The sequence below is a fragment of the Myroides sp. 1354 genome, assembly GCF_030324495.1.
Taxonomy (GTDB): domain Bacteria; phylum Bacteroidota; class Bacteroidia; order Flavobacteriales; family Flavobacteriaceae; genus Flavobacterium.
In genome coordinates, this window is the sequence record NZ_JACAGN010000003.1 from 235788 (window position 1) to 248087 (window position 12300).

General features: G+C 35.6%; 13 protein-coding genes. 7 read left to right on the top strand and 6 right to left on the bottom strand.

The genetic code is table 11. The features are described 5' to 3' along the window. The first annotated feature begins 21 nt into the window (after positions 1 to 21). From mutY to gldD, 3 genes are read left to right on the top strand one after another with little or no spacing between them, the layout of a single operon-like run. The gene (gene mutY, locus HX004_RS05485) at positions 22 to 1056 is read left to right on the top strand and encodes an A/G-specific adenine glycosylase (RefSeq protein WP_286441328.1); all 1035 of its coding nucleotides are present in this window, start codon (positions 22 to 24) and stop codon (positions 1054 to 1056) included. Between the two features lie 11 nt (positions 1057 to 1067). Beyond that, the gene (locus HX004_RS05490) at positions 1068 to 1508 is read left to right on the top strand and encodes a single-stranded DNA-binding protein (protein WP_286441329.1); all 441 of its coding nucleotides are present in this window, start codon (positions 1068 to 1070) and stop codon (positions 1506 to 1508) included. Between the two features lie 20 nt (positions 1509 to 1528). Next, positions 1529 to 2113, top strand: coding sequence for a gliding motility lipoprotein GldD (gene gldD, locus HX004_RS05495; RefSeq protein WP_286441330.1), 585 nt, complete (start codon positions 1529 to 1531; stop codon positions 2111 to 2113). A 44-nt stretch (positions 2114 to 2157) separates the two neighbouring features. Here the strand turns inward: gldD and HX004_RS05500 are convergent, their stop codons facing one another. The 3 genes from HX004_RS05500 to HX004_RS05510 all read right to left on the bottom strand — a co-directional run bounded on the left by HX004_RS05500 (position 2158) and on the right by HX004_RS05510 (position 6146). Further along, positions 2158 to 2547 carry a heavy-metal-associated domain-containing protein gene (locus HX004_RS05500; RefSeq protein ID WP_286441331.1) on the bottom strand — a complete coding sequence of 130 codons (390 nt, stop codon included), beginning with the start codon at positions 2545 to 2547 and terminating at the stop codon, positions 2158 to 2160. 213 nt (positions 2548 to 2760) lie between these two features. Beyond that, positions 2761 to 4806: a M16 family metallopeptidase gene (locus tag HX004_RS05505; RefSeq protein ID WP_286441332.1), complete on the bottom strand. Its 2046-nt coding sequence runs from the start codon at positions 4804 to 4806 to the stop codon at positions 2761 to 2763. A 20-nt stretch (positions 4807 to 4826) separates the two neighbouring features. Beyond that, a complete protein-coding gene (locus HX004_RS05510; protein WP_286441333.1) occupies positions 4827 to 6146 on the bottom strand; it encodes a M16 family metallopeptidase in 1320 nt (439 codons plus the stop codon). Between the two features lie 340 nt (positions 6147 to 6486). Between HX004_RS05510 and rplU the strand changes: the two genes are divergently transcribed. The 4 genes from rplU (at position 6487) to HX004_RS05530 (ending at position 8999) form a co-directional block, all read left to right on the top strand. Beyond that, on the top strand, positions 6487 to 6849 hold the full coding sequence (gene rplU, locus HX004_RS05515) for a 50S ribosomal protein L21 (protein ID WP_002989791.1): 363 nt from the start codon (positions 6487 to 6489) through the stop codon (positions 6847 to 6849). Between the two features lie 24 nt (positions 6850 to 6873). Continuing rightward, positions 6874 to 7134 carry a 50S ribosomal protein L27 gene (gene rpmA / locus HX004_RS05520; protein WP_002989789.1) on the top strand — a complete coding sequence of 87 codons (261 nt, stop codon included), beginning with the start codon at positions 6874 to 6876 and terminating at the stop codon, positions 7132 to 7134. Positions 7135 to 7213: 79 nt separating this feature from the next. Next, complete coding sequence (locus tag HX004_RS05525; RefSeq protein WP_286441334.1) at positions 7214 to 7573, top strand: hypothetical protein; 360 nt, start codon at positions 7214 to 7216, stop codon at positions 7571 to 7573. Between the two features lie 103 nt (positions 7574 to 7676). Further along, positions 7677 to 8999: a hypothetical protein gene (locus HX004_RS05530; protein WP_286441335.1), complete on the top strand. Its 1323-nt coding sequence runs from the start codon at positions 7677 to 7679 to the stop codon at positions 8997 to 8999. 66 nt (positions 9000 to 9065) lie between these two features. Here HX004_RS05530 and dgt read toward each other — a convergent pair whose 3' ends face one another. The 3 genes from dgt to HX004_RS05545 all read right to left on the bottom strand — a co-directional run bounded on the left by dgt (position 9066) and on the right by HX004_RS05545 (position 12172). Then, the gene (gene dgt, locus HX004_RS05535; protein WP_286441336.1) at positions 9066 to 10409 is read right to left on the bottom strand and encodes a dGTP triphosphohydrolase; all 1344 of its coding nucleotides are present in this window, start codon (positions 10407 to 10409) and stop codon (positions 9066 to 9068) included. A gap of 23 nt (positions 10410 to 10432) precedes the next feature. Next, the gene (locus HX004_RS05540) at positions 10433 to 11137 is read right to left on the bottom strand and encodes an AAA family ATPase (RefSeq protein ID WP_286441337.1); all 705 of its coding nucleotides are present in this window, start codon (positions 11135 to 11137) and stop codon (positions 10433 to 10435) included. Between the two features lie 123 nt (positions 11138 to 11260). Further along, entirely contained in the window at positions 11261 to 12172 is a 912-nt protein-coding gene (locus HX004_RS05545) for a DnaJ domain-containing protein (RefSeq protein WP_286441338.1), read from the bottom strand. Positions 12173 to 12300 lie beyond the last annotated feature (128 nt).

Sequence of the window (12300 nt, forward strand, 5' to 3'; positions counted from 1 at the left end):
TGCCCCTCACACATTTTAATCATGATTTTCTCTAACAAACTAATAGCTTGGTACTTAGACAACAAACGCATTTTACCTTGGCGTGAAACAAAAGATCCTTATTACATTTGGCTATCAGAAATTATACTTCAACAGACGCGTGTAGCACAAGGATTACCCTATTTTGAGGCTTTTAAACAGACTTATCCTACTGTTTTTGATCTAGCAAATGCCCAAGAGGATGATGTTTTATTACTTTGGCAAGGCTTAGGATACTACAGCCGCGCGCGTAATTTACACGCAACAGCTAAAAAGGTAGCCTACGAACTAAATGGACAATTCCCAACCACTTATAAGGAGTTACTTACCCTCAAAGGTGTAGGTGAATACACCGCTGCTGCAATAGCCTCTATCGCTTATGATGAAGTCGTTCCCGTTGTGGATGGAAATGTTTTTCGAGTTCTCGCACGAATTTACGGAATTACATCTGATATATCTACTCAAAGAACAAAAAAAGAGTTTCAACAAGTAGCTGCAGGCCTTATTCCTAAAGAGAATCCAGCTATTTTTAACCAAGCCATCATGGATTTTGGCGCCACTCAATGTACTCCTAAAGGAACGGATTGTACGCCTTGCCCCTTTCAAACGACTTGTGTGGCTTATCAAACCAATCAAATCGACAAACTACCCGTCAAATTGAGTAAAACCAAGGTAAAGAATCGCTATATGGATTTCTTAATATACCTAGATAAAGAGGGAAATACTCAACTAGAACAACGCATTAAAAAGGATATTTGGCAAAACTTATATCAATTTCCTGTTGTGGATCGATTTGATGAAACACCAATCAACATAAGAGAACATATCGAAGCACAGCAAAATAAACCGCCGATTACTCAGGTAGAATGCCTAACAGAAGAGGTTATTATTCATCAACTTTCTCATCAAAAACTGCACATTCACTTTTGGCTAATCAAAACGAATCATACCCTAGAGCATGCAATCCCTTGGACAGAATTAAATAAATTTGGTTTTCCAATTGTAATTCATAACTTTATTCAATCCTTAACTGTATAATTTTTTCACTTATGAATGGCACACTGAACAAAGTTACCCTTATTGGCCACCTAGGCGAAAATGTCAAGATACATTATTTTGAAAACGGCAATTGTATTGGACGTTTTCCCTTAGCTACCAATGAAGTTTACATTAATAAGTCAACCAATGAACGCATTACTTCAACGGAATGGCACAACATAGTAGTTCGCAACAAACAAGCGGAAATCTGTGAAAAACACCTAACGAAGGGAGATCGCATTTACGTAGAAGGTAGAATTCGAACGAGACAGTGGATGACAGAAGAAGGGATCCAAAAACAAATTGTAGAAATCATAGTAACAGAATTCATGTTCTTAGATACCAAAAAAGAAAGTGGAAAAGCAGTTACACCTGAAGAAATAGAACGCAAAAGAACCCTTGATAATTTCTCTATTCCAGGGGAAAACAACAACGACAATTTGCCTTTTTAATCGGATAAGTAAATAAATTTATGTTCCAAAAAACATCTGCCCTTTATGGCGCTGCCTTTTTAGGCGCACTGCTAATGCTAGGTTCTTGTAAAAAAGAAACAACTCCAAGACCCAATGCCTATCTAGCACTTCAATACCCAAAACCAGAATATCAAAGCTACGAAAACTCGTACCATCACTTTACATTTGATTTGAATAAAAATACCTCTGTAAAAGAAGTTAAATCAACAGCTTTTGAAGTGCATTATCCACAAATGAAAGCGACTGTTTTCATGAATTACAAAACGGTAGACAACAATTTAGATGCGTTACTAAAAGATGCTCAAAAATTGACCTATGAACATTTTATCAAAGCAGACGAGATTATCGAGCAACCTTACCTCAATGAAGAAGATCGCGTTTTTGGTATGTTTTATCACGTAGGAGGAAATGCAGCAACGAATGTACAATTCTACGCTACAGATAGTGTAAAAAACTTTGTTGTAGCCTCTTTGTATTTTTATGCCAAACCAAACTTTGACTCTATTCTGCCCGCCAGTCATTATATCCAACAGGATATGCGAAAGATGTTAGAATCTTTGCGTTGGGAAGAAACTAAAAAATAATAAAAAACTCGATCTGTAGATCGAGTTTTTTTATACAATCGCTATTAAAGCGTCTTAACCTCTAAATTCTCTACCGTATAACTGCCATTTGCAATTTTTTGAACCGTTTGTGTTAGCGATTCTCCATTTTGCTTTGCATCATCAAAGACTACTGTAGCTGTTTTACTCTCAAAATCTACTGTAGCTTCTTTTACTCCTTGCAGTCCAGATAATTTTCCTTCAATCATTTTTGCACATCCCAAAGCACAAGTCATTCCTTCAATTTGAAAGGTAGCTTGTTCCATGTTTCCTGCCACTTCATTCGTCTCTGTTGTAGCTGTTTCTGTTTGCTCAACCGTTTCTACTTGCTCTGCTTCTTTTTTAGTCTCGCTTTTACATCCCACTAAAAAAGCTCCCCCTAATAAGGCAACTAATCCTAGTTTTACTATTTTCATCTTGTTGTATATTAATACTTTGATTCTTAAATTCTTTTACAGGAACAAAAATACAAAAAAATAAATCCTCCACTTCTTCTAATTCACTCTTTTTATTTTGAGAATCAATACTTCTCATTTTTTTGTACCCTTCTTTTTATCTCAAACAAAAAAAGTCGCTATTCAAAATGAATAGCGACTTTTCAAAAGAATTATAATTAATTTTAAAAAAGATTATTTAAAATCTGCATCCGATACTCCTTCGTTAACTTTAATTTCCTTGATTTTCATTTCGATTTCAATACCGACATTCATCGTTTGAACGAATGGAAATTTAATTCCTTTTACTTCTTTGTAATCTGAATAGTTAACCACTTGTTGCATTTTTTGCCCCATTTGTTCTACTTCTTGTACCACAGCTACTTTTAATCCTGTTGTTACATCATAATAGCTTGTTGTGTTACCTGCTTTTACACCATACGCATCAACACCATTGATTGATTCAATACCTGTTAACACAGCATTTGCATCTGCTTTTAACTCTCCAAAAGGAACAGCTTCAGCTTGAGCCTCTTTTAACTCTTCTCCTGTGATATCCGTTTTTTGTCCTTGTACAACGGCATACCCCATTTTAGGCGTAATCACTTGTTTTGACATGACTGCTCCCATCATTTTTTGTTCTGATGATAAAAAGCCGTCTTTTACTTTATTTACCATTTCCAATTTCATTCCTTGTACTTCAGCTTCACTAGTAATCAACAAGGATTTCACTGCTTTTACTTTTGCATCTCCTCCAATCGCTTGAATGTAGTTTGCCAAAACAGTTTGTACAGTTACTCCTGCAGGTACTTCTTTCTTGAATACTGGTTTTTCCACAGGATTTGCCTCTTTGTCATAGAAGAACATTGGCTTGTTTAATCCTTCTAATCCTGCAACAACATCTGCTCCTTTTCCAACAATTACAATACGCATATTGTCTTTCAAGAAATACTTTTGTGCTGCTTTTTGGATATCCGCCGCTGTTACTGCATTGATTCCCTTAATGTAATTTTCGTAAAAATTAGCTGGTAATTTATGTAATTCTTTATTTAAGGCATAACGGGCTACAGTTTCTGGTTTTTGAATTTCCATCACAAAGTTTCCAATATACTTCGCTTTTGCCATTTTCAACTCTTCGTCTTTCACTAGTGTAGTGCGCATCAAGTCGATTTCTTTGATAAATTCAGTTACTGCACTATCCGTTACAACGTTTCGAACCGATGCACTCGCTCTAAATTTACCTGGATATTTGCGCGCTGTGCTGATTGAAGAATACGCACCATAGGTCCATCCATGTGCCTCACGTAAATTCAAGAACAAACGTCCTTCACCACCTCCACCTAGGATTTGATTTGCTAAAATAGCAGCAAAATAATCGGAGTCTGTCATTTTTAATTCTACTTCGCTAATCAATGCAATTTCTGACTGTACTGCATTGGGCATATTAACGAAATCAATTTGCGTTTTCGCTACATTTTTATTGGTTGTTGCTTCAGCAAATGTAGTTGCTGATTTTTTCCAATTGTTGAATAACGATTTCACCGCTTTTTCTGTTTTCTTGTAATCTACGTCCCCAACTACAACTAAATAAGCGTTGTTTGGTGTAAAGTACTTCGCATAATATTCTTGTACATCTGCCAACGTAACATTTGAAACAGTAGCTTCGGTTTCAAACTCACCCGCTGCCGTGTTTTTACCGTATAATAAGGCATCTTCTACTCGACTTGCAACTGCAGATACACTTTTTTCACTTGTTTTTAACGATTCGATGACTTGGGCTTTAGCTTTGTCAAATTCTTCTTGTGTAATTACAGAATTTAATGCTCCATCAGCCAATAAACCTAAAATCGTTTCATTGTATTTAGACAATCCACTCGCAAATGCACCACTAGAAGCAAAACGAACATTTGCCCCTAAGAAATCAATTTCATCATTGAATTTCTCTTTGGACATTTTTTTTGTTTGGTTCCCTAATACTTGAGATAAAATTGAAGTTACCCCTGCCTTATCTCCTTCAGCAACCAACGGATTATCGATGGTTAATGTATAAGATACTTGAGGTAATTTATGATTGGGAACAACCAATACTTTTAATCCATTCTTTAATACAAATGAAGTTGGTTGTCCTACGTGAACGGTTGGTACAGGTCCTGAAACAGGTTGTTTTCTATCTTGTGCATGTAATTGAGCAACTGTTAAAGCCAAAGCTAAACTAGCTGCATATAGGTATACTTTTTTCATTTCTCTCTTACTGTTTAGCATTAGTTTTTAACGTCTTTCTCTGGAGTATAATCTAAAATCAAACGCTGATTTTTATTCAAATATTTCTTAGCTACCTCGCGGATTTCCTCACGTGTAATATCTCTGTACATCTCAATATTTGTGTTGATCAGATTTGTGTCTCCATACAACAAACTATAGGTAGCTAAATTATGTGCTAAACCTTCTAAGTCTGAATTTCCACTCACGTATTCATTTTCCAATACGTTTTGTAATTTTTGGAAATCGCGTTCAGAAATTAATTCCGTCTGTAATTTTTCAATTTCTTTGTCAATTTCAGTTACTAGGTCTTCTGTTGTATACCCTTGCATTGGTAAACCGTAGATTAAGTAAGCACCATAATCCTCTTGACTCAAGTTAAAAGCTCCAATTTCTAATGCTTTTTTCTGCTCATCTACAATTTTCTTGTACAATCTAGAGCTCTTTCCATTTGATAAAATAGAAGAAATCATATCCAATACACGGGCTTCGCGTGTTTTCATTGAAGGTGTACGATACGCTTGAACCAACATCGGAATTTGAACGTTTGGATCTTGGTATTCTGCTCTAATTTCTTTTGTAATTGGATCTTCTTGAATAGCTGTACGCGTTACTGCTGTCCCTTTTGCAATTGATCCAAAATACTGTTGAATCCATTTTTTCGCTTGTGCTGTTTCAAAATCACCAGCAACCACTAATACAGCGTTATTTGGAATGTAAAATTTCTTATTGAACGCTAAGAACTCCTCTAATGTAGCTGCATCTAAATGCTCCATTGATCCAATAGGCGCCCAACGATACGGGTGTTTCTTGAATAAATTTTCTTTTACTTGAGGCAACAACTGTCCGTACGGTTGATTGTCCATACGCAAGCGCTTTTCTTCTTTTACTACCTCATTTTGTGTATCTACACCAATTTGGTTGATAATAGGATGCATTAAACGCTCAGATTCCATCCACAACCCTAATTCTAAGTTATTCGAAGGAAACACTTCATAGTAATATGTTCTATCATCTGAAGTATTCGCATTATTTTTTCCCCCATTCGCCGTTACCAACTTGAACCATTCTCCACGTTCAATGTTTTGTGTTCCTTCAAACAATAAATGTTCAAAGAAATGTGCAAATCCCGTACGATCAGGATTCTCATCCTTTGCTCCTACGTGATACATCACAGAGGTAATAATTACAGGCGCTGATTTATCCTGATGTAAAACAACTTTTAGCCCATTGTCCAAGGTGTATTCTTCGAATTCCACTTTTTGAGCTGACGCTGTCATTCCGTAAAATAATGCGCCCAAAATCAAGAGTGATCTTTTCATTTTGTAGTTTTTGAATTTAGTTTATAGTATAATAAGACGCTTATTTTTCAAAATGTTACAGGGGAGTTAAGAGTAAAAACAAAATTTAACATTTTATTTAGTAAGATTCCTGCGTTGTAAAGCTGTGAAGCTGGTTGTTTGGGGTTTTGTTTTTTCGTTTTTTGCACAATTTTCGATGAAGAAAGAAAAGGACTTCCTTCAAAAAAGGAAAACGTTACTCCTTTTACGAACTTATAACTTACGAATCAAAACATTACAAAACAAATAATCAAAAAGATTTGACCAATTAAAAAAGATTTGTAAATTTGCACACTTAAATAAACCTTAATAATTTATTGTTATGTACGCAATCGTAGAGATAGCTGGGCAACAATTCAAAGTTAGCAAAGACCTTAAAGTTTATGTTCACCGTTTGGCAACAGAAGAAGGAGCGACTATCACTTTTGATAAAGTTCTTTTAGTTGATGACAACAATAACATTACTGTAGGCGCCCCAGTTATAGAAGGTGCTTCTGTAGAAGCTAAAGTTTTACAACACCTTAAAGGTGACAAAGTAATCGTTTTCAAAAAGAAAAGAAGAAAAGGTTACAAAAAGAAAAACGGTCACAGACAAGCTTTGACTCAAATCGTAATTGAAGGAATCAACTTCGGTGGAGCAAAGAAAAAAGCGACTAAAAAAGAAACAGCTGAAGCAGCTGAGTAATTAACAATTTAAAATTATAACGTCATGGCTCACAAAAAAGGTGTCGGAAGTTCAAAGAACGGTAGAGAATCAGAATCGAAACGCTTAGGTGTTAAGATTTACGGTGGTCAAGCAGCTATCGCTGGAAACATCCTTGTAAGACAAAGAGGTTCTAAGCATAATCCTGGTGAAAACGTTTATATGGGAAAAGACCATACTTTACATGCTAAAGTTGACGGTGTTGTTAAATTCCAAAAGAAAAAAGACAACAAGTCTTACGTTTCAATCCTTCCATTCGAAGCTTAAGAATCTATCTATCTGTGTGAACAGATAAAAGGTTAAAAAATAAAAAAAGGTATTGTGAAATTTCACAATACCTTTTTTTTTGGATGTGATTTTTCCATGTTCTGGGCAAATTGCCATTTGCCCCTACCGGATTCCTTTGGATGTGATTTTTCCATGTACAGGGCAAATTCCCATTTGCCCCTACCGGATTCCTTTGGATGTGATTTTTCCATGTACAGGGCAAATTCCCATTTGCCCCTACGGGATTCATTGGGGTGTGATTTTTCCGTGTTCAGGCAAATTGCCATTTGCCCCTACGGGATTTCTTTTGGTTGTGATTTCTCGATATATAGGGCAAATTGCCATTTGCCCCTACGGGATTCCTTTGGATGTGATTTCTCGATATATAGGGCAAATTGCCATTTGCCCCTACTCCTTTCCTCTTTCTTCTCTCCAATAAATTATTCTTATTTAGAAAAAATAAAAATAATATTGCACATCTCATTTTTGTTATTTATTTTTGGTCTAAATTAAATTATAACTAAAAACATAATAATCTACACATGATGAAAGTAACTAAACTCTTATCTGCTTTAGCAATATTTGCGTTAATTTCAGTTGGTACTACTAGTTGTTCTAGTGATGATAACGTAATTAGACCAGAGAACCCAGACGAAAATGGACAAATAGAAGTAGGTTCTGAACTTCATTTTGAAGGTGCTTACGCTTACGCACATGCTGGAAATCCAATTCCATTTGATTTTAAAAAGAAATCGATTTCAATGCAGATGTCATTAATGGCAGGAAGCGGACAAGAAGATGACCTATACAACATCATCAAAATCTACAAAAACACAGATGGTGTATTGAAAGTAGTTTCTAAACACCAAACAGCTAGCGAATACAAAGCTTTTTTCTTGCGTAACATCAAAGAAGGGGAATCATTAGATATTAACATTGATTATTCATTCTCATCTGAAATTGAAGCAATTAAAGCGGTTTATCCAGCTGGTGGAAATTCTACACCAGACCACGCAAACAACAAATTCAGCTGGTTAAAATTGACTAAAATGAACGGCGAGAAAATTAACCTTCCAGTACAAGGAAAATACGTTTTCTCACGATCAGGACATACTTATTTCTATACTTTCTCAAATGAAACAGTGAATTTCAATGGTTCCTATGACATGAAAGTATTGAAACACAATACCAATACAAACAAAATCTTATTAGAAGGTAAAGGAGAAAAAGCAGGATCTTACTTTGTAGCACAGTTGAAAAACATCACGGCTAATACAGTAGATGTTGCTCGTTTAACTTTCGGTGAGGCCGATGCAAAAACAAAAGCAGAAGCAGAATTTGCTTCAGCAAATGAAGTAGAAGCAAGTTTCAGTACTTATAAAAAAGAAGATGACGAAAATCCTGTATTTGAAGGATTAAACGGTACTTATGTAACTGAAACAATCGGAGGAAACTTGGGATATTACCAATTTGTAATGAATGGAAACAATGATGCATTCCTATTAATGGGAGATTTTTCAGGAGCTGGTAATTTTACTGAAGGTGCTAAATTAGAATTAAAAAAGGTGTTTGATGATCAAGCAAAAGGGCAAATCATCTTTGAAATTACAAACTCTGATGGATACTATTCAGGAAGAACAGGTCAATTCTTAACGTTATATGTAAGAGATTACGCTGATGGAACAAAAGCTACATTTGCTATTGCTACAAAAGGAGGAGTTTCTTCTATTTCTTCAACTAAAGGGGACGTTATTGGAAAAACTTTAGAAGAGGCAAAAGCAATTGCTGCTCCAGATGCAATGAAAATTTGGAATGGAGGAATGATGGATTACGCACATGTTTGGATGAGTACAACAAAAAAATAATCGCATTTCCATATTTGTTTAAATAATGAAAAAAGGCTTTTGAAATTAATTTCAAAAGCCTTTTTTTTATTTCGTAACCTTAATTGTATGGTATAATGCTAATGCTTTTCCATCCGTTAACATGGACACAAAATGACAAATACTCATCAAGCGTTCATATAAACTATCGCTTTCTACAATATAACGCTCTGGCAATAATTTGAGAATCAACCCATCATAGTGATTATCTTCCCCATAATAACGATTATTCGTAGCCGTAATAAAGCGTTCTAACAGCGTTTCAATTACTTGATACCCGATGATCTCCTTTTCAATTACTTCTTTGCTCTGATAGACGTTATTGATGCTTACCGCCAAAATATCTTTCATCTGCGCAATATAAGAACACTTCTCTGTCAAGGCAAACGGATAATCTCCTGCTAGAATCTTTTCTTCATTCTCAATAAACAAACGCGTTACATCATCAATTAAACTTCCTATCGCCAACGCGCGCAAATAACTCACGCGGTCTTCTTTAGAATTTAGTTGAGAATACTTTTGTGTATTGATGCTATTTTGTACAATCATGATAAGGAATTCCAAGGCGTGTTCTTCTGGAATCCAGCCTAAATTAATTCCGTCTTCAAAATCGGTAATCGTATAACAAATATCATCCGCTGCTTCAACTAGATAAGCCAATGGATGGCGGTGAAATGCCGTTTCCACTCGATCATCTTTCATAATCATCCCCAATTCTGAAGCTACATCGATAAAAGCTTCTTTATCCCCTTGAAAGAATCCATACTTCTTATCTGAAATATCGCGGGTTGGTTTTTTAGGTAAACTTTCTTTTGGATATTTCATAAACGCACCTAAGGTTGCATAGGAAATACGCAATCCTCCTTCAATCCCTGGACGCGATTTAGTCAAAATTGAAAAACCATTGGCATTCCCCTCGAAATCAATCAAGTCTTGCCATTCTTTTTCCGTCATTTTCTCTTTGAATGCCAAGCCTTTTCCTCGGCTAAAAAAATCGCCAATCGCCTTTTCTCCTGAATGTCCAAAAGGGGGATTTCCGATGTCATGTGCCAAAGATGCAGCTGCGACAATAGCACCAAAGTCATTGACTGTATAGCCATATTCTTCAGCCAAGTAAGTATACTTTTGTAAAAGCTTCGCCCCTACATTGCGCCCTAAGGAACGACCTACCACAGAAACTTCTAAACTATGCGTCAACCTGGTGTGAACAAAGTCTGTTTTTGATAAAGGGATTACTTGTGTTTTATCTTGTAAACTGCGAAAAGGTGAAGAGAAGATAATGCGATCATAATCTACTTCAAAACCGATTCTCGTTTGACTTTCATCTAAGCGATTTCGTACAAAGGTGTCGCCGTGTTTTTTTAAAGACAGCAACTTTTCCCATTTCATCATATATACTATTCTTTTATTCTTTACTAATTTTCTAATGCCAGTTGGCTTGTAATAATGTTGTTTTTCACCGTGCGATAAATATGCGTCTTCGCCTCTGCATAAGAAATATCATATAAACGCTCCACAGTAGCATACTCCGCTGGATAAACGGCTAACATTTTATCGTAATATTGATCCAAAGCTTCCTTTTCTGGAGCTGTATATTCCAATTTCAATTCAAAACGACGCACCAGTGCCTCATCAATCATCTGAATTTGATTGGTCGCTGCGATTAAAATAGACTTTTGTGGAAAATTGTCAATGAGTTGTAAAATAGCATTGACTACGCGCTTCATCTCACTATTGTCTTTGTTGTCGTAATCGCGAATTTGCCCTAAAGAGTCAAACTCATCAAAAAACAAAACAGCACTCTCATATTGAATTTCTTTAAATAGACTTTCGATATTCTTTGCTGTTTCACCGAGTTTAGACGAGACAATAGTCGCCAAGTTTACAATGATTAGTTTTTTATCTAACTGTTTTGCAATGGCTTTTGCCGTCATGGTTTTACCACAACCTGTTTTTCCGTATAATAAAATTTTATTACTTACAGGTAGGTTGTACTTCGTCAAGATTTCACGATACTTATATTCTTTTAAGAACGCTTCGATTTCTCTTGCTACTCCTTCAGTAAACATGACGTCTTCTAAACGAGTATCCGTTCGATCGATATAATACAAAGAACTCATCTCAAAAAATAGGATTTGAACATTATTAACTACAAATATAAGCTAAAAAAAACGTTAGACTCCAACGAGTTTCCTTAAAAAAGCAAAGCATAAACAATCCCTATTTAGACCCAATTGACACAACTAAAATTTAGGTTTACGTCCGTGTTTATTAGGTAAATCCTCTCCTTTCAACAGAAGTAAAATTAGTAAAACAGCGATATTCAATAGCGGAATTAACAACAATAAAGACAGAATACCGTGTCGATTGACATCGTGTAATCGTCTAGCAGAACAAATAATCAATACATAGATTAAAGCTGTACAAATGAAAGAATACATTCCGTCATGTTCAAAATGAGGTTGATAAAGAAATGCCATTAGAAACAACGTAGTCAAAAATGCTACACGTAATCCAAAATCTTTTCTTGAACTTCTACCCAAAGGAGCTAAAAATCCCATACTCCAATGCTGCGGATTTGTATACTTCACTTGATCACGTAAATTCGCTTCTGTAAAATTCATATACACTCCATTGTTTAAATGAATACTGCGCTTCGTAATTTTCGAACTATGTTGATTGGTCGCCGTCAATTCAAAAGACAAATACTTCGCATCTAATTCTTTTACGCGATAAATAACTTTTCCTCTCAACTCATCCATATAACCCAAAGGATAAATTCGAATCACATCGGCCTGTTTACACTCCCAACTAATCTCAATCAAATCTCCCATAAAGAAGTAAGATTGATTACACGAAAAATCAATAATTTCCGGCTGATAGTAATCTGTCGTTGTTTGTGTAGGTCTTGCTGTTTGCGTCCTTTCTGTCGTTGTTGATTGGGTTCGAAACAACGTTAAATCATAAGCTCTTCGCTCTACTTCATTACCCAAAACTTCATAGGCCTTAATCACATCAAATAACTTATGTTGGTATGCCGTATTCCCTTGATTCATGTCGGGATGATATTGCTTAGACAATCGCCTAAACGCTTGTTTAATCTCCCTGGGACTAGCTGATGAGTCAACTTCTAAAATAGCATAATAGCTGCGCATATACTCTTATACATTAAATACAGTGTCAAAATTGATTACTTACTGTTATACAATAACAGCTAGTAAAAGAATGGGGAATGTAGTGCAATAACAGCTTTTAACAAAACAAACCTTCTTTTAATTCATCT